Origin of the sequence: Flavobacterium sp. (assembly GCF_035292545.1) — a bacterium.
In the GTDB taxonomy this organism is placed as follows: Bacteria; Bacteroidota; Bacteroidia; order Flavobacteriales; family Flavobacteriaceae; genus Flavobacterium.
Genome location: NZ_DATDPV010000014.1, coordinates 97,999 through 116,961, shown reverse-complemented (window position 1 = coordinate 116,961; position 18,963 = coordinate 97,999). Strand labels below are relative to the sequence as shown.

Here is an 18,963-nt window from a genome sequence, read left to right as displayed (position 1 = left end):
GTTCTTAACAAAAATTAAGATTTGTTAAAGCAAACGGTTTTCGGATTTTAATTTTAGGTTTAAACTAGGTTGTTAGCCACTAAATACTCCGCAATTTGGATGGTATTAGTAGCAGCGCCTTTTCTTAAATTATCAGCAACAATCCACATGTTCAAAGTATTGGGCTGGCTTTCGTCCCTGCGGATTCTGCCTACAAAAACGTCGTCTTTTCCTTGCGCATACATAGGCATCGGATAAGTATAAGTGTCTGTATTATCCTGAACCACAATTCCTGGAGTATGATACAAAATATTTCTCACGTCATTTACATCGAAATCATTTTTAAATTCCACATTTACCGCTTCGCTATGTCCGCCAACAATAGGCACGCGAACGGCAGTTGCGGTAACGGCAATCGTGTTGTCGCTTAATATTTTCTGAGTTTCGCGAACCAGTTTCATCTCTTCTTTGGTGTACCCGTTTTCTTCAAAACTGTCGCATTGTGGAATGGCATTTCGGTGAATTGGGTATTTATAGGCCATTTCGGCTTTGATGCCGGCGTATTCATTTTCTAATTGTTGCACCGCTTTTACTCCGGTTCCTGTGATAGATTGGTAGGTAGAAACAATAACCCTTTTGATGTTGTATTTTTTATGCAAAGGCGCTAAAGTCAAAACCATCTGAATGGTCGAACAGTTAGGATTTGCTATGATTTTGTCTTCTTTTGTCAATTGCGAAGCATTGATTTCCGGAACAACTAATTTCTTAGTCGGATCCATTCTCCAGGCCGATGAGTTGTCAATAACTGTGGTTCCTGCTGCTGCGAATTTTGGTGCCCATTCCAGTGAAGTTTCACCTCCGGCCGAAAATAAAGCAATGTCTGCTTTCATATCAACTGCGGTTTGCATTCCGACAACAGTATATTTTTTTCCTTTGAATTCAATTTGTTTTCCAACAGATTTCTCGGATGCCACAGGAATTAATTCGGTTACCGGGAAATTTCTCTCCGCCAAAACTTGAAGCATTACTTCGCCAACCATTCCGGTCGCACCAACAACAGCAATTTTCATAATATATGAGTTTAGTTTTTGAACTTTATTTTTGCAAGACAAAAGTAATCAATAACAAAATTAAAATAATCATAAAGTTTTAAAATCAGGTTACTCTTTTTCATAAAAGAAAAACCGCCCCAATTAAGGAACGGTTTGGTTAGAATATATAATGCAGCGGTATTATTTCTTTAATAAATCTCTAATTTCAGTCAGCAATTGTTCTTGCGTTGGTCCGGCAGGTACAGGAACAACTTCTTCTTTTTTTCTCATTTTTTCGACAGCTCTTAATACCACAAAAATAAAGAAAGCAATAATTACGAAGTTAATAACGGCCTGCACTAAATTACCATAAGTAATTACTGCGGCACCAGCTTCTTTGGCTTTTGCCAGGGTTTCGTAACTGTTTCCATCAAGTGTGATGAATTTTTTAGTAAAATCGATTCCGCCTGTTAGCAAGCCAATGATAGGCATAATCACATCATCAACAGCGGAGCCAACAATTTTACCGAATGCAGCACCAATTACCACGGCGGTTGCCAAACTTATTACGTCACCTTTCATTAAAGAGGCTTTAAAATCTGTAAAAAATCCCATAATGTATTTGTTTTGAGTTAAAAACGATTTGTTTTGTAGTACTAAATTAATGAAAATTAATTTATATTTTAACATAATATTGAAGCTTTAAACTTTATTCTCTGTAAAACACGCGTTTTACTCGTTGGGAAATACTGGTAAGTATTTCATAAGGAATGGTCTGTAATTTATCGGCAATAAAAGAAACGCTTGGGTTTTTGCCAAAAATAATCACTTCATCACCTTCTTTACAGTTAATTCCGGTAATGTCCACCATTAACATATCCATGCAAATGCTGCCAACAATGGTTGCTTCCTGATTTTGAATCATCACGTAACCTATGCCATTGCCCCAATGTCTTGAAATTCCGTCGGCATAGCCAATGGGAATGGTCGCGATTTTGGTTTCTTTTGTAGCTGAAAAACGTCTTCCATAACCCACGCTTTCCCCAGTTTGAATGGTTCTTATTTGTGAAATGATCGATTTTAAAGTGCCTACATTTTCTAAATATTTTTGTTCTTCTGGATCATTGGAAACCCCATACAAACCAATGCCTAAACGAACCATGTCGTATTGTGCTTGAGGAAAATTGCTGATTCCCGAAGTATTCAGAATATGACGAATCGGGTTGATGTGCAATTCATCTATCAATTTTGAAGATAATTTTTCAAATAAATCGATTTGTGCATGTGCAAAATCAGTGTGTTCCAAATCGTCGCTCGTGGCCATATGCGATAAAATACTTTTTACCTCAACAGTTTGGTTTTCTTTTAAAGCAGCAATTAATTCTTCAATAGTATTGGCTTCAAAACCCAAACGATGCATTCCAGTATCGAGTTTTATATGAATAGGATAGTGTTGTAATTGTTTTTGTTCAGCAATTTTCAGGAAGGCTTTCAATCCTTTCAAACTATATATTTCAGGTTCCAAATGATGTTGAATAATCGCTGAAAAGCTCGTGTTTTCAGGATTCAGAACCATAATAGGCAAATCGATTCCGGCATTTTTCAATGAAATTCCTTCATCGGCAAAAGCCACGCCTAAATAATCGACTTTATGATGCGAAAGCAGTTTGGCAATTTCAAAACCGCCGCTTCCATATCCAAAAGCTTTTACCATAACCATCAATTTGGTATTGGGTTTTAGTTTCGATTTATAGAAATTCAGATTATGACTAATCGCGTTGAGGTTAATTTCCAAAACAGTTTCATGCGTTTTTTCTTCTAACAATACAACGATTTTTTCAAACTCAAAAGTCCGAGCGCCTTTAATCAAAATAGTTTCGTTCCCGAAAGATAAACTGTCGAAACCGGCGATAAATGCTTCCGTATTCTTGAAAGTGATGCAGTTTGAAAATTTGTCTTTGAATGCAGAAATGGTTTCTCCAATTCCAATAATTCTATTGATTTTATTGGAAAGAACCAATTGGGAAACTTTCGTATACAATTCCTCATTAGACCAACCACTTTGAAAAATATCCGAAAGGATCAGCGTTTTCTTTTTGTGCTGTTTTTGACTCTCCAGAAAATCCAAAGCAATTTTCAAAGACTGAAAATCCGAACTGTAACTGTCGTCAATTAAGGTCGAATTATGAATGCCGTTTTTGACTTTCAAACGCATTTCCACCGGATATAATTGCGCCATGCGTTCCTGAATGGTTTTTTTATCATAGTCAAAATGCAATAAAACCATCAAACAGCTAATGGCATTTTCCGTGGAAGCTTCGTCCTGAAATGGAATTTCAATCTCGAAATCATTACTCTGATATCGAATTTGTAAAGCCGTTTTATCAGCATTTGATTTTTTGGTGATAAATACATCGGCACTTTTATCTGTAAAACTCCAGCTAAAAGTCTTTATGTTGGGATTGATAAAAGGATCAACCTTTTTATTTTTATTGTAAATGAGCACTTTTACATCGATGAAAAGTTTCAATTTTGCTTTTATTTTTTCATCAAAATCAGCGAAACCTTCATCATGAGCCGAACCAACATTGGTTAAAACGCCAAGGGTTGGTTTGATGATTTTCTCTAACTTTTCCATTTCATTTACGGTCGAAATCCCGGCTTCGAAAATCCCTAAATTGTGTTTTTCATTGATGGAAATTACCGATAACGGAACTCCAACCTGCGAATTATAACTTTTCGGACTTCTGATAATATGGTAATCGGGACTTAACAGAAAATTCAGCCATTCTTTAACGATCGTTTTTCCGTTGCTTCCGGTTATTCCAATTACTGGAAAATGAAAGAGATTACGGTAATATGCGGCAAATTTCTGTAAAGCGTCCAAGGTATTTTCGACCAGAATAAAATTGGCTTTGCCTTCCACTTTTTTTGGAATATGGGTCACAACAAAATTCCGAACCCCTTTCTGGATTAACTCCTCAATATAAATATGGGCATCATTGTTGGGTCCGACCAAAGCGAAAAAAAGTGTAGTAAGGCCATTTTGCATCGAACGGCTGTCAATCGAAATATGATCAATCGTCATTGCATCTGAATTCCCAAACCATTTGGCATGAAGGATCGGGACGATATTTTGTATGTTTAAGCTCAAAAGTTACTCTTTGCTTTTTTTGTTTTTAGATTTCTCTACTTCTTCTTTTTCCTGATTTTCCTTCATGGCATAAAAGTAAGCGGCGCGGCTCAAAGGCTCGTATTCTTCGGTTTCGCCAAGCATCACCAGTTTGTCGCTATCGGCTTTTCTGAAACTATAATGTGCTAAATTTCCGGTGCGGGTGCAAACGGCGTGTACTTTGGTTACGTATTCGGCAGTAGCCATCAAAGCAGGCATTGGACCAAAAGGGTTGCCTTTGAAATCCATGTCTAATCCGGCGATGATTACCCGAATTCCCTGATTGGCGAGGTCGTTACAAACCCTAACAATTTCATCGTCAAAAAACTGGGCTTCATCAATTCCCACTACATCGCAGCCTTGAGCCAGAATCGCAATATTTGCTGCGGCAGGAACTGGCGTGGAACGAATTTCATTGGCATCGTGCGACACCACCATTTCGTCATGGTAGCGGGTATCGATAGCGGGTTTGAAGATTTCGACTTTTTGCTTGGCAAATTGCGCTCTTTTCAATCTTCGGATGAGCTCTTCGGTTTTGCCGGAGAACATCGAGCCGCAAATGACTTCGATCCACCCAAATTGTTCTTTATGATTTACAGTATTTTCGAGAAACATTTTGTATTTTTCTGCTCGTAAAAATGAATAGTTTTTATTACTTTGTAACGAAAACAAATTTATTAAAAAAGACACGTCTTATTCACTATAATTCTAAAAGTTATGAAAAAAAAGTTGGAAGCCGATTTAATCAGCATCGCACACAGAATTTTAAAGCTTAAAAACAAATCAGAACTCATTCAATTACATCAGGAAACGCAAAAACTGTATGAGAAATTGTCTGTTCTGAAATTTGTTGAAGAAAATTTTTCTGATGTAAAACCAACCATTGGTCATGCTGAAATAGAGGAAAAGTTAGAAACGGCATTTAGCGATGATGACAAAGTTGTTGGAGGAATACCAGAATATGCTGTTGAAAGTAATATTGAAGCTGCTCCGGAAGTAATTGTAGAAGAAAAAATCGAGGAAGAAACCATTGAAACCACTCCTGAAATAATAGAGGAAGCAGTAGCCGAAGAAATTATCGAAACGGCACCTGAGAAAGAAGAAGAGACTGTTGAGGAAACTATAGTTGAAGAAGTTCCTGAAACCATTGCGGAAGAACCAATTGCTGCAATTGAGGAAAAAGCCGATTTCGAACCTCATTTCGAATTGTTTAAAGAAGAAGCTGTTTTAGAAGTGCCAGAAACGAAAAACGAAATGAAACAAATTTCTTTTGAAGATTTGTTAGGTGGCTCACACTCTGAACCGATATTTGAACGTGTTCAAAAAATAGAAAAAACAGAAGAAAAAGAAATTGTACCTCAGGCAGAAGCAGAAGTTTTTGCTGAAGTAGAAACTCCTGAAGAAATTAAACCGGAAGAAGTTGTTTTAGATAAAGAAGAAACTAAATTTGAGTCAAAATCCATCTCAACAAATGACAATGCTAACAAAATCATCACTTTTGGTCTGAATGATAAAATTGCATTCGAAAAGCAATTATTTGGAGGAAGCAGCGAAGATTTAAACCGCGTGGTTTCGCAATTGAGTACATTTGACACCTTTGAGGAAGCACAGAATTTCATAGAAGATATGGTGAAACCGGATTATAATAACTGGGAAGGAAAAGACGATTATGCACAGCGTTTTATGGAAATTGTAGAGAAAAAATTCGCTTAAACATATAAAATACCATCTTTTAATAAACACGAATTCAATTAATGAAATTCATGTTTAACTTTTAAATTTATGTCTAAACTATATATCGTTCCCACGCCCATTGGCAACCTCGAAGACATGACCTTCAGAGCCATTCGAATCCTCAAAGAAGTCGATTTGATTTTGGCTGAAGATACCCGTACCAGCGGAAAACTCTTGAAACATTTTGAGATTGGCACGCACATGCACAGCCATCACATGCACAATGAGCACAAAACGATAGAGAATATTATTTCGAGATTAAAATCGGGGGAAAATATTGCCTTAATTTCCGATGCGGGAACGCCTGCGATTTCCGATCCCGGATTTTTGCTGACCCGTGCTTGTGTGGAAAATAAAATTGAGGTGGAATGTTTGCCGGGAGCCACCGCTTTTGTTCCGGCTTTAGTGAATAGCGGTTTGCCCAATGATAAATTTGTTTTCGAAGGATTTTTGCCTGATAAAAAAGGAAAACAAACCCGATATTTGGCTTTAGCCGAAGAAACCAGAACCATGATTTTATACGTTTCACCACATAAATTAGTAAAAACGTTAGCCGAATTTATTACTTATTTTGGTGCAGACCGTCCCATTTGCGTTTCCAGAGAGTTGTCGAAATTACACGAAGAAAACGTTCGCGGTACAGTTCGGGAAGTGTTAACCCATTTCGAAAACAAACCGCCAAAAGGCGAAATAGTTGTCGTTCTCGGCGGAAAAATTGCAGAAAAGCAAAATAAGAAGGAAACAGAATAATTTTTTTATTTACTGGATTTCCAAATTCACGAACGAAAAAGTATTCCCGCTAAACAATCCTTTGTCTGATAATTTCAAATCAGGGATTACCAAAAGTGCCATAAAAGAAAGCGTCATGAATGGCGCTTTTAAAGTACTGCCAAATTCTTTAGCCATAGCGTCTATTTCTTCATACAAAGCACCAATTTCCCAACCGTTTTTATGACTCATTATTCCGGCAACGGGTAAAGCGATTGCCTTTTTTTCGGAACCACTCACGGCGCAAATTCCGCCTTTATTTGCTATAATAAGATTTACCGCTTTACAAATTTCTTCGTCCGAAGTGCCTACGACAACTATATTATGACAATCGTGCGCTACAGAACTCGCAATAGCCCCTTTTTTCAATCCAAAGTTTTTGATAAAAGCGATGGCGGGTTTTGTGTTTTGATATCGGTTAACCACAGCCATTTTCAAAATGTCGTTTTCTGTATCCGAAACGAATTTTCCTTTTTTAATAAGGGAAGCATGATGAATTTCATTGGTAATCAATTGTCCTTCCAGCGCTTCAATTACCCTGATTGTTGACGCAGAACCTGAAACTTCAAAATCACTTACTTCTTTTGCGGTAATGTTGAAATTATTAGGGGTTTCAAAATCAACGTGTTTTACAAATGATTTCCCGTCTTCAGCCACCAATTCACCATTGATGAACGTTTGTTTTACTTTAAAATTAATCAAATCTTCGACAACAATAAAATCGGCAGCATCGTTTTCTTTCAGTAAACCCACGTTCATATTGTAATGTTTCACCGGATTGACGCAAGCGGCCTGAAGCACTTTAAAAACATCAATACCTTCGGCAACGGCACGTACACAAAGGGCATTGATATGACTGACAATCAAATCATCGGGATGCTTGTCGTCGGTGCAAAACATCATGTTTTCGTAATTTTCCGAAAGTAACGGAATTAACGTATTGAAATTTTTAGCGGCACTTCCTTCACGGATAATCACTTTCATCCCAAGAGATAATTTTTCCTGTGCTTCATCAAAAGTAAAACATTCGTGATCGGTCGTTATTCCTGCTGAAATATATTTTTTGATGGGTTCACCACGTAATCCGGGCGCATGTCCATCAACGGGTTTGTTGAAATGTTTCGCCCATTGAATTTTCTTTAAAACTTCTTCATCATCAAATAAAACACCGGGATAATTCATCATTTCTGACAAATAATAAATATCGGGTAAAGCCAGTAATTCTTTAACATCATCGGAATCTATAATCGCTCCGGCAGTTTCAAAAGAAGTCGCAGGAACACAGGAAGGAGCTCCAAAATGAAATTTAAAAGGCACTTTTTTACTGTTTTCAATCATATAATAAACGCCTTCTTTACCCAAAACATTGGCAATTTCATGCGGGTCAGAAATGGTGGCGACAGTTCCGTGAAGTACGGCAATCTTGGCAAATTCGGAAGGAACAAGCATGGAACTTTCGATGTGAATATGAGCATCAATAAATCCGGGAAGGATATAGTTTTTATTCTGATGCTCTTTCGCTGTTATCGAAACGATTTTTTCGTTGTCGACAGTGATTTCTCCAGAATAAATGCGTTTGTTTTCTATATCTACAATTTGTCCCTGAATTTGCATTGACTTCAAAAATTATTAGTGAGGGGCAAAAGTAACTCATTTTTTATCATAATTGATAAAATGATTTATTCCTGATAAAAAAGAAATTGTTGTTCTATTTGAAATTTATAGTAAATTTGGTTTTCAAGTATAAGCCACCTTAAAAGAAAACAGATGCGTTGGAATCTCAAACCAAAACCGGAATCCCAGAAAGTGAAACAGCTTGCTCAGGCTTTGAATGTCGAAGAATTTGTGGCAACGCTTTTGGTACAACGCGGCATTGAAACTTTTGAGGATGCCAAAAACTTTTTCCGTCCATCTTTAGATCATTTGCACAATCCGTATTTGATGAAGGATATGGATAAAGCCGTTGCCAGGATTGAACTGGCGATTGCCAATCAGGAAAACATTCTCGTTTTTGGCGATTATGATGTCGATGGAACAACGGCAGTTTCGTTGGTTTCTTCATATTTAAAAACGTATTATCCAAATATAGCCACGTATATTCCGGATCGTTATGATGAAGGATACGGTATTTCTTTCAAAGGAATTGATTTTGCCGAAGACAACGGAATTTCGCTGATTATTGCGTTGGATTGTGGTATAAAATCCATAGATCATGTAGGGTATGCAAAAGAACGAAACATAGATTTTATCATTTGTGACCACCACCGGCCAGGCCAATTTTTACCGGATGCGGTTGCTATTTTGGATCCAAAAAGAACCGATTGCGATTATCCGTATGATGAATTGTGCGGTTGCGGGATTGGTTTTAAACTCATTCAGGCTTTAGGTGAAAATCGCGAGGAAACCATTGAAGATTTAATGCCCTATCTGGATTTGGTCGCCACGGCTATTGCTGCCGATATTGTTCCGATGACAGGAGAAAATCGGGTTTTGGCGCATTTCGGGTTGGAGGTTATCAATTCCGATCCGCGACCTGGAATCAAAGCGTTGATAAATCAGATAAAAAAGAAAACCTTGGATATTACCGATGTCGTTTTTATCATTGCGCCGAGAATTAATGCAGCCGGACGTATCAAACATGGGAATCATGCGGTCGAATTATTATCGGAATTTAATTTTGAGCAGGCACAGCAATTTGCCTCTGAAATCGAGAAATACAATTCGGACCGTAAAGAGTTAGATAAGCAAATTACCAAAGAAGGATTGTTACAGATTGAAAACAATTTGGAGCAAAAACGATTTTCGACGGTGGTTTTTCAGGAAGACTGGCATAAAGGTGTAATTGGAATCGTTGCTTCCCGATTGATAGAAACGTATTACCGTCCGACTTTGGTTTTTACCAAAAGCGGCGATAAACTGGCGGCTTCGGCACGTTCGGTAAAAGGTTTTGATGTGTACAATGCTTTGGAAGCCTGTTCGGAACATTTGGAACAATTTGGCGGACACATGTATGCTGCCGGAATGACTTTGAAAGAAGAAAACTATTCCATATTTAAAGAAGCTTTTGAAAAAGTGGTCGAAGAAACCATCCATCCCGATATGCTGACACCGGAAATTTCTGTTGATGCCGAAATAGATTTTGCTGATATTTCTCCAAAATTCATACGAATTCTAAAACAATTTGAACCTTTTGGACCTCAAAATATGACACCCATTTTTCTTTCTAAAAATATAAAAGACACAGGATACGCTAAGAAATTAGGCGCTGATGATGAGCATTTAAAACTTTTTGTAAAACAAAATAATTCCGAAGGTATAGCCGCTATCGGATTCGGATTGGGAGCTAAAATAGATTTGACCACAAATCAGCAACCGTTTCAGTTAGTTTATTGCATCGATGAAAATGAGTGGAATGGGAAAGTTACGATTCAATTGCGATTGAAAGATATTCAAGCAGAAGATTAGCCGATTTTGGATTTGATTTTGTTTCTAACCGCCGAATTTAAGTAATGGTTTTGGATTTGAAAGAGCGATTAAGAAATACCCTAAAACGAGTAATAGACTGTATTCGACACCTCCGGAACCTCCACCAACAACAAACCATCCGTTTACAGCATGGACTAACAATATACCCATAATTATTTCGCAAATAAACAGCAAGCAGAGCCATTTTGCAAAATAGCCCAAGATGATTAGTATTGATCCCACAATTTCTATAATCGTAAGCGACCATGCGATTACAGACCCTGCCACAAAATGATTGCTTTCCAAAAAGATTCCAAATCCCTCAACACCGCCTGAAATTAAGCGGAACAATCCATGGATCATAAGAAATAAGGGAAAGATGATACGGAAAATTTGTAAAGATTTTTGTGGAGAAAGGTTAAATGTCATATTGTGTTTTTTAAATGATGGCCTTTTGACTAATCTGTTTTGTTTTCGTATTTTTTCAATTCAAAAGTTTTACCATCAAAAACGCCATAAGTAAAATAACCAATCCAGTCGCCTAAATTAATGTATTTGGAATTCTCGCCGACCTGAATTTCCAAGGGTAAATGGCGATGCCCGAAAACGAAGAAATCATAATGTTGGGTTTCTAATTTCCGTTTGGCATAAAGCACCAGCCATTCGTTTTCTTCTCCCAGAAATTTCACATCTTCATCACCTGAAATCAGTTTGTTTTTTACCGAAAGATAATGTGCCATTTTTACGCCAATATCAGGATGTAACCATCTAAAAAGCCATTTTGAGAATGGGTTTTTAAATACTTTTTTCATTCTTTTATACCCTTTGTCGCCGGGACCTAAGCCATCGCCGTGACCAATCAGAAATTTAGCATTATTGAAAACGAATTCTTTATTAGTGTGATAAACAGAAATGTTTAGTTCTTTTTCGAAATAGTCGCTCATCCATAAATCATGATTACCTACGAAAAAATAAATGGGAATCCCGCTGTCACGGATTTCTGCCAGTTTTCCAAGTACTCTGACAAAACCTTTGGGTACTACCGTTTGGTATTCGAACCAAAAATCGAACAGATCACCTAATAAAAAAATAGCTGCAGCATCAACTTTCACCTCATCAAGCCAAGCCACGAATTTTTGTTCCCGCGGGAAACTTAATTCTGGGGTTGGAGCTCCAAGATGTTGGTCGGAAGCAAAATAGACTTTTTTATTTTCGGATAATTGCATGAGGCTAATTTAGGAATTTTGAATTACAGATTATCACTGGCGTACCATTCTGCAAAAGAAGTGTCGGTTTCCTGAAGTTTTAGGGAATGTAATTCAATTGAAATTGGTAAACGGTTTTTAATTCTTTCGGCAAAATCAATCACCATATTTTCGCTGGTGGGTTGATAGTTTACCAGAATCACATCGTGTCCGCGACTTTTCAGTTCATTAGCCAATTCTAAATGAGGCGTATTTTTGTTAAAAACAGTAGCGTGGTCAAATTGATCTACGATTTCTTCTTTTACAATTTTTTTTAAGTCAGTAAAGTCAATCACCATTCCGAATTTTACGTTGGAAGAGTCCGTAATAGGCGTTCCGATGACCGTAACCGAAAGTTTGTAACTGTGTCCGTGAACATTTTTGCACTTTCCGTCATAGCCATAAAGGGCATGTCCGGTTTCGAAACTAAACTGTTTGGTGATTCTGATTTTACTCATTGCTTTGCGTTTGAACGGCAAATTTAGTGAATATATTCTTGAGAAGGGAAGTTGTATTATAGTAAGAATGCTCTAGTCTTGCCAGAAACTATATCTTTATCTGTTTAAACAAAGTAGAAAAGATATAGCGATTGCAGGAAATAGCTTCAAATGATATTATTTCTTGAATTGCGTCAATGCTTTTACCGTAAAATCAGACAACACCAGTCTTCCGGAAATAGCCGCTCTTTCTGGCAATAAAGTGTCCCATTTTTCGGTGCCTTCCCACAATACTTTTTTCATTTCAGATAAAGCTTCCGGGTTATAGCTTGCCAATTTGGAACAGAAAAGATCCAATTCATTATCTAAATCTTTTACATTGTCAAAAACTTTGGCATACAATCCTTTTTCTTTTGCCCAATAGGCATTTTGCCATTCATGTGCGGCCAGCGTCATTTCAGCTAAAGCAGCTTTTCCTATTTTTCTGGAAACGGCGGGTTCAATCACAAAAGGACCTATTCCAATGGCTAATTCCGATAATTTTATCGCGCTGTCTACAGTTGCCATCGCATAATCGCAGGCTGAAGCTAATCCGACACCGCCTCCAACTGCTTTCCCGTGAATACGGCCAACAATCAGTTTGGAGCATTTTCGCATCGCATTAATTACATTGGCAAAACCGGAAAAGAATTTTGCGCCTTGTTCCAAATTAGAAACTGCGAGCAATTCATCAAAAGAAGCACCGGCACAAAATGCGCCTTCGCCTTCACTTTTTAAAAGAATAATGGTCACTTCGGGATTGTTGCTTAATGCATTTAGTTCATCCGTGAGGCGTTGCAATAGTTCGCTCGGAAAGGAATTGCTTGCCGGATGGCCGAATTCCAACGTTGCGATTTTGCTTTCGATTTTGGTATATAAAGTTCCGTTGGGTCTGTCAGTAGTCATTATTGTCCTTTTTCAAGATTAATCATATGCGCCATATTCTTAATTACATTGTCATGTTTTTTTACAAAAGGGTTGTCCTGATTCCAAACATAACCTGCTAAAACCGCACATATTTTTCTTTTGGCATCCGGATTTTCGGGCTGATGAAAAAACAAGGTTTGAAGATTTCCGGTATACCATTCTTTTACATAAGTCGTAAAAACATTGATGCCGCTTTTCATGTATTCTGAGAATTCTGTTTCCCAGTTTACCGTTTCGCCATTCAATTCTCTGTGAATTAATTTGGCAGCCAACATCCCGGATTCGGTAGCAAAAGCAACTCCTGAGGAAAAAACAGGATCTAAAAACTCCGAACTGTTTCCAGTTAAGGCAAAACCATCACCATACATTTGTTTCACTGAACGCGAATAGTTTTCTAATTTCACAGGCTCGAATAAGAATTCGACACCTCCAAAACGTTTGATGTAAAAATCAGATAATTGAATGGCATTTTTCAACGCTTCTGCATTCTCTTTATTTTCTGAAAGAGAATTGATAAATGTAGTCGGGCCAACCACTCCAAGACTCGTATTGCCATTGGAGAAAGGAATTACCCACAACCAAACTTCGGTTTCCAAAATATCAAAAGAAATCAAAGTTCCTTCTTCGCCTTCAGGCCTGTTAATGTCTTTTACATGGGTAAAAATAGAAGAATGCGGATCTAATTTGGATGGCGTGTCTAAGTCTAATAATCGAGGAAGCACACGGCCATAACCACTGGAATCAATGATGAATTTGGCATGAATTTCTTTAAGATTTCCGTCTTTGTCTTTAACAACAGTGGTAGAGTTTTTTCCTTCGAAAGCTACCGAAATCACTTCGCTTTCAAATTCTAAATCAATTCCTTTTCGGATTACTTCCTGTGCTAAAGTATTGTCGAAATCGGCTCTCGGCACCTGCCAGGTCCAATCCCAGCCTTCTCCGAACTTTTTACTGAAATCAAAAACACAAATTTCTTCGCCACGAATAAAACGGGCGCCTAACTTTTTTTCGAAATTCATGGCATCGAGTGCGGGAAACAAACCGGCTTCTGCAAAGTGATCCATCACACGAGGAATAAGGCTTTCGCCAACGACCAATCGTGGGAATTTTGTTTTTTCAACCACTTTTACCTTTACACCATTATTGTGCAAATAGGACGAAGACACACATCCCGAAGGACCTGCTCCAATTACTAATACATCCACATATTCTTGCAGCATAATTTGATTTTCTTTTATTTACAAAGGTATAATTTATTGCTCTTGTAATTTAAAATCTGTTTTTCAGTCGTTTACAAGATTTTTATTTTTATGATTTACGCCTTATGAAGCTTTTTTACACTTGATAAGGGTGTGACTCATTCCGATGATTTCGTGCATTTCTGCAACAACAAAGCCAGCTTTCTCAATCACTTGTAAAATATCCTGTGAATGAAACATTTGACTGTTACCATTTGCGACAGCGGTAAAATATAAAGAAGTAGCATGCAAGCTATAGGTAGAAGCCTGGAATTTCTGTAAATCCCAAAAGGTTTCCAAAATATAAAAACTGGCATCTTCACTCATTGCATCATGGGCTCTTCTGAAAAGACCATAGATTTCGTCCAGAGAAAAACAATCTATAAATTGACTCATCCAAATAATGTCGTTTCCTTTTGGAAAAGGAATCTCGTTATTCAGTAGATTGGTGTCGATAGCTGTGATTCTGTCACTGAAACCGGCTTCTGCAATGTTTTTTCGTGCTACTTTGGTTTGTCCCGGTAAATCTAAAATAGTTATTTTTACCGTTGGATCGTATTGCGCACATTGCATCGAAAATTTTCCGGTGTTTCCGCCAACATCCAAAAAAGTCTTAGGATGATTGTTAAATAAAATCGGCATTATTTCCGGGAAAGTATAATCGGAATAAAAATGATCGAATTCAAACCAACTTTTTTTAATTTTTTCCGGTAGTTCAGATAATCCTTCATAAACGGTATCCCAATTTCCCAATTCTTTCAATCCTTCCGGTTTTCCATTTACAATGGATGCTTCGAGGTGATTGATGGCAAGATAATTTACGTCCTGTGTAAAATCCATATTGACATTAGTCATTTTATCTCTCAAAATAAAATAACCTGTTTTTGTTAGAATAAATTCATTGTCTTTCAAATAAACCATTTCTAAACTTAAGCCTGCTTCTAACAGTACTTTTACGCCGTAAACAGATAATTTCAATGCTTCGGCAATGGTTTCGATACTGGCTTTATTTTTTTCGAAAAGATATTCTAAAATTCCTAAATTTCTAAGTGCTTTCGCTGCTTGGAACATAATGGGAGCAAAAGCAATTTTCTGTGCATCTAAATTTGCTTGTACCACATTTTTTTTATCAGAACCATAATCCTTCATTCCTACTGCTTCCTTCATTTTTTGTTTTTTGTTTAATACACAAACCTCTTCGTGTTGAAATTAGATCATATAGGTAAGATTTAACCTAATCTGTTATAAATAATAGGCTTGCTTTTCTATACTTAATGATATTGTATTACATTTGCGAGTTCAAATTAACCACATAATTTTTAAATAAAAAAGCAGACTTAGCATATAATTCTGTTAAAAAATAACACTGTTGAATGGGCACAATAAATGAATATTTAAGCTTAAATGATTTTGAAGCTATTGTTTTTAAGAATGATGAGGTAACTATTAGCGATACCGTTGCAAAACGGGTAAATGAAAGCTTTGATTTTTTAAAAGAATTTTCAGAAAACAAAGTCATTTACGGTGTAAATACTGGTTTTGGGCCGATGGCACAATACCGTATTAAAGACGAAGATCGTTTACAATTGCAATACAACCTGATTCGAAGCCATTCCTCAGGAACCGGAAAACCATTAAGTGCAGTTTGCGTAAAATCGGCAATATTGGCCCGTTTAAATACGCTCTCTTTAGGGAATTCCGGAGTTCATCCTTCGGTAATCCATCTAATGGCTGCATTGATTAATAAAGACATAACGCCTTTAATTTTTGAACATGGCGGTGTTGGTGCCAGTGGCGACTTGGTTCAGTTGGCCCATTTGGCATTAGTCTTAATTGGCGAAGGCGAAGTTTTTTACAAAGGGGAAAGAAGAGCAACAAAAGAAGTTTTCGAAATTGAAAATCTTCAGCCGATTCAAGTCGAAATTCGTGAAGGATTAGCCTTAATGAACGGAACTTCCGTTATGACAGGAATCGGAATTGTCAATGTCCATCATGCCGAAAAATTATTGGATTGGTCCATCAAATGTTCTTGTGCGATTAACGAAATCGTTCAGGCGTATGATGATCATTTATCTGCGGAATTAAACAATACAAAGCGTCATTTTGGTCAGCAGGAAGTTGCGCAACGCATGCGCGAAAATTTGACTGACAGTAAATTAGTACGAAAAAGAGAAGATCATTTATATACGGGCGAAAATACCGAAGATGTTTTTAAGGAAAAAGTGCAGGAATATTATTCTTTACGTTGTGTTCCACAAATTTTAGGTCCTGTTTTTGATACAGTTAAAAAGGTTGCGGAAGTTTTAGAAAACGAAATCAACTCGGCAAACGACAATCCGATTGTGGATGTAAAAAACCAACACGTGTATCACGGCGGAAATTTCCACGGCGATTATATTTCTTTGGAAATGGATAAATTAAAGTTGGTTGTCACCAAATTAACGATGTTGGCGGAACGCCAGTTGAATTATTTATTGAATTCAAAACTCAACGAAATCTTGCCTCCGTTTGTGAATTTAGGAACATTAGGATTCAATTTTGGGATGCAGGGCGTTCAATTTACCGCCACATCAACCACAGCAGAAAATCAAATGTTGTCCAATTCCATGTATGTGCACAGCATTCCGAATAACAATGACAATCAGGATATTGTGAGTATGGGAACCAATGCGGCAGTAATTACAGGAAAAGTAATCGAAAATGCCTTCGAAGTGTTGAGCATTGAGTTGATAACGATTGTTCAGGCGATAGATGCTTTGGGTTATAAAGACGAAGTATCTTCGGTTACCCGAAAAATGTACGATGAGGTAAGAGCCATTATCCCGGAATTCAAAGAAGACCAAGTGATGTATCCTTTCATTCAAAAAGTGAAAGAGTACCTGATGGCCGAGTAATATAAAATAGTTACAAATAAAAAACATATCTTATTTTTAGGAATAAGAACAATAGGAATAACGTATGAAATGTGCATTAGTAACAGGTGGTTCAAGAGGTATCGGAAGCGCGATTTGTCAAAAATTAGCGGAAGACAGCAGTTATCATATTTTGATTAATTACCAAGCCAATAAAGAAGCGGCCGAAAAAACATTGGAAGAAGTAATCAAAAGAGGAGCAACCGGAGAAATTATCCAGTTTAATGTTTCTGATTTTGAAGAAGTAAAAACCGCATTAGCAAAATGGGAGGAAGCAAACCCTGAAGCTATTGTAGAAGTAATCGTAAACAATGCCGGAATTAACAAAGACGGATTATTCATGTGGATGACACCAACCGATTGGAGCGATGTAATCAACACCAGTTTGAACGGATTTTTCAACGTGACGAATTTTTTTATCCAAAAAATGCTGCGTAATAAATATGGTCGTATCGTGAATATGGTTTCGCTTTCCGGCGTAAAAGGAACTGCGGGACAAACCAATTATTCAGCGGCAAAAGGAGCTGTAGTGGCTGCAACCAAAGCGTTGGCGCAAGAAGTGGCAAAACGAAAAATTACCGTAAATGCGGTAGCTCCTGGTTTTATCCGTACGGATATGACGAGTCAATTAGACGAAAAAGAATTAATAAAAATGGTGCCGGCAAATCGTTTTGGCGAAGCCGATGAAGTAGCCGATTTGGTTAGCTTTTTAGTTTCAAAAAAAGCAAGCTATATCACCGGTGAAATCATCAACATAAATGGCGGAATATATTCATAACTTTAGTTTAAAAAATGGATAGAAGAGTAGTAATTACTGGAATGGGAATTTATTCTTGTATTGGCACTTCATTAGAGGAGGTAAAACAATCTTTATATGAAGGAAAGTCAGGAATAATATATGACGAAGAAAGAAAAGAATTTGGTTTTCGCTCTGCTTTAACAGGTATGGTGCCAAAACCGGATTTAAAAAATTTACTCAGCAGAAGACAACGAATCAGCATGGGCGAAGAAACGGAATTTGCCTATATGGCGACCATCGAAGCCCTGAAAAATGCTAAAATCGAGGAAAGTTTTTTCGATGAGAATGAAGTCGGAATCCTTTACGGAAACGATAGCGTTTCCATGGCGGTTGTGGAAGCGAATGATATCATCAGAGAAAAAAAAGACACGGCATTAATAGGCTCCGGAGCGATTTTTAAATCGATGAACTCCACCGTAACCATGAATCTTTCCACAATCTTCAGGTTACGAGGCATTAACCTTACCGTAAGTGCCGCTTGTGCCAGTGGTTCGCATTCGGTTGGATTGGGTTATTTTCTGATCAAGAATGGACTACAAGACACCGTAATTTGTGGCGGTGCACAAGAAATCAATAAATACGCGATGAGTAGTTTTGACGGTTTGGGCGTTTTTTCTCCCAATGAAGCCAATCCTACCAAAGCATCCCGACCATTTGACGCGTCCAGAGACGGATTAGTGCCAAGCGGTGGCGGGGCAACCTTAATTTTAGAAAGTTACGAGTCGGCCATAAAACGTGGTGCACCCATTGTTGCCGAAGTTATTGGCTATGGTTTTTCATCGAATGGCGGACACATATCAACACCAAATGTCGAAGGACCGGCAACAGCAATGAGACGCGCTTTGGACCAAGCCGGTTTACAGCCAAGCGCTATCGATTATATCAACGCCCATGCGACATCAACACCAGTTGGCGATGCGAATGAGGCTAAAGCAATTTTCGAAATTTTCGGCGAAAGCAATCCGCCAGTGAGTTCCACAAAATCAATGACAGGGCATGAATGCTGGATGGCGGGAGCGAGTGAAGTGATTTATTCGACATTGATGATGCAACATTCTTTCGTCGCACCAAACATTAATTTGGAAAATCCGGATGAAGACTCAAAAAAATTAAATCTGGTTACGAGCACCATAAATAAAAAAATTGATATATTTTTGTCGAATTCCTTCGGATTCGGAGGGACCAATTCAGCATTAATAGTTAAAAAAGTATAATTTT

General features: G+C 37.6%; 17 protein-coding genes. 6 read left to right on the top strand and 11 right to left on the bottom strand.

What is annotated here, in order from left to right; all coding sequences use genetic code 11:
- Positions 1-59: 59 nt before the first annotated feature.
- The 4 genes from VI621_RS02350 to VI621_RS02335 form a co-directional block, all read right to left on the bottom strand.
- Positions 60-1,049 (bottom strand): aspartate-semialdehyde dehydrogenase, encoded by a 990-nt coding sequence (locus VI621_RS02350; RefSeq protein WP_324216788.1) that lies wholly within the window; start codon positions 1,047-1,049, stop codon positions 60-62.
- Between the two features lie 162 nt (positions 1,050-1,211).
- On the bottom strand, positions 1,212-1,625 hold the full coding sequence (gene mscL, locus VI621_RS02345) for a large conductance mechanosensitive channel protein MscL (protein WP_324216787.1): 414 nt from the start codon (positions 1,623-1,625) through the stop codon (positions 1,212-1,214).
- A 94-nt stretch (positions 1,626-1,719) separates the two neighbouring features.
- Positions 1,720-4,164, bottom strand: a complete 2,445-nt coding sequence (locus VI621_RS02340) for a bifunctional UDP-N-acetylmuramoyl-tripeptide:D-alanyl-D-alanine ligase/alanine racemase (protein ID WP_324216786.1) — start codon at positions 4,162-4,164, stop codon at positions 1,720-1,722.
- A gap of 3 nt (positions 4,165-4,167) precedes the next feature.
- Positions 4,168-4,797, bottom strand: coding sequence for a thymidine kinase (locus tag VI621_RS02335; RefSeq protein ID WP_324216785.1), 630 nt, complete (start codon positions 4,795-4,797; stop codon positions 4,168-4,170).
- 102 nt (positions 4,798-4,899) lie between these two features.
- Between VI621_RS02335 and VI621_RS02330 the strand changes: the two genes are divergently transcribed.
- Positions 4,900-5,895 (top strand): hypothetical protein, encoded by a 996-nt coding sequence (locus VI621_RS02330; protein ID WP_324216784.1) that lies wholly within the window; start codon positions 4,900-4,902, stop codon positions 5,893-5,895.
- Positions 5,896-5,964: 69 nt separating this feature from the next.
- The gene (rsmI, locus tag VI621_RS02325; RefSeq protein ID WP_324216783.1) at positions 5,965-6,666 is read left to right on the top strand and encodes a 16S rRNA (cytidine(1402)-2'-O)-methyltransferase; all 702 of its coding nucleotides are present in this window, start codon (positions 5,965-5,967) and stop codon (positions 6,664-6,666) included.
- A 9-nt stretch (positions 6,667-6,675) separates the two neighbouring features.
- Here rsmI and ade read toward each other — a convergent pair whose 3' ends face one another.
- The gene (gene ade / locus VI621_RS02320) at positions 6,676-8,298 is read right to left on the bottom strand and encodes an adenine deaminase (protein WP_324216782.1); all 1,623 of its coding nucleotides are present in this window, start codon (positions 8,296-8,298) and stop codon (positions 6,676-6,678) included.
- 153 nt (positions 8,299-8,451) lie between these two features.
- On the opposite strand from ade, the gene recJ reads away from it, so the two are divergent.
- Positions 8,452-10,149: a single-stranded-DNA-specific exonuclease RecJ gene (recJ, locus tag VI621_RS02315; protein ID WP_324216781.1), complete on the top strand. Its 1,698-nt coding sequence runs from the start codon at positions 8,452-8,454 to the stop codon at positions 10,147-10,149.
- Positions 10,150-10,173: 24 nt separating this feature from the next.
- On the opposite strand, the gene VI621_RS02310 is transcribed toward recJ, so the two are convergent.
- From VI621_RS02310 to VI621_RS02285, 6 genes are all read right to left on the bottom strand, one after another.
- Positions 10,174-10,578 (bottom strand): DoxX family protein, encoded by a 405-nt coding sequence (locus tag VI621_RS02310; RefSeq protein WP_324216780.1) that lies wholly within the window; start codon positions 10,576-10,578, stop codon positions 10,174-10,176.
- Between the two features lie 29 nt (positions 10,579-10,607).
- Positions 10,608-11,375 (bottom strand): UDP-2,3-diacylglucosamine diphosphatase, encoded by a 768-nt coding sequence (locus VI621_RS02305; RefSeq protein WP_324216779.1) that lies wholly within the window; start codon positions 11,373-11,375, stop codon positions 10,608-10,610.
- 23 nt (positions 11,376-11,398) lie between these two features.
- Complete coding sequence (locus VI621_RS02300; RefSeq protein ID WP_324216778.1) at positions 11,399-11,851, bottom strand: 6-carboxytetrahydropterin synthase; 453 nt, start codon at positions 11,849-11,851, stop codon at positions 11,399-11,401.
- A 156-nt stretch (positions 11,852-12,007) separates the two neighbouring features.
- Entirely contained in the window at positions 12,008-12,775 is a 768-nt protein-coding gene (locus tag VI621_RS02295) for an enoyl-CoA hydratase/isomerase family protein (RefSeq protein ID WP_324216777.1), read from the bottom strand.
- The gene (locus VI621_RS02290; protein ID WP_324216776.1) at positions 12,775-14,016 is read right to left on the bottom strand and encodes an NAD(P)/FAD-dependent oxidoreductase; all 1,242 of its coding nucleotides are present in this window, start codon (positions 14,014-14,016) and stop codon (positions 12,775-12,777) included. The genes VI621_RS02295 and VI621_RS02290 overlap by 1 nt, the downstream gene beginning before the upstream one ends.
- A gap of 102 nt (positions 14,017-14,118) precedes the next feature.
- Entirely contained in the window at positions 14,119-15,201 is a 1,083-nt protein-coding gene (locus VI621_RS02285) for a class I SAM-dependent methyltransferase (RefSeq protein WP_324216775.1), read from the bottom strand.
- Between the two features lie 206 nt (positions 15,202-15,407).
- On the opposite strand from VI621_RS02285, the gene VI621_RS02280 reads away from it, so the two are divergent.
- The 3 genes from VI621_RS02280 (at position 15,408) to VI621_RS02270 (ending at position 18,959) form a co-directional block, all read left to right on the top strand.
- Positions 15,408-16,928, top strand: a complete 1,521-nt coding sequence (locus VI621_RS02280; protein ID WP_324216774.1) for an aromatic amino acid ammonia-lyase — start codon at positions 15,408-15,410, stop codon at positions 16,926-16,928.
- 64 nt (positions 16,929-16,992) lie between these two features.
- Positions 16,993-17,724 carry a 3-oxoacyl-ACP reductase FabG gene (gene fabG, locus VI621_RS02275; protein ID WP_324216773.1) on the top strand — a complete coding sequence of 244 codons (732 nt, stop codon included), beginning with the start codon at positions 16,993-16,995 and terminating at the stop codon, positions 17,722-17,724.
- A gap of 14 nt (positions 17,725-17,738) precedes the next feature.
- Positions 17,739-18,959 carry a beta-ketoacyl-[acyl-carrier-protein] synthase family protein gene (locus VI621_RS02270; RefSeq protein WP_324216772.1) on the top strand — a complete coding sequence of 407 codons (1,221 nt, stop codon included), beginning with the start codon at positions 17,739-17,741 and terminating at the stop codon, positions 18,957-18,959.
- Positions 18,960-18,963: the final 4 nt, after the last annotated feature.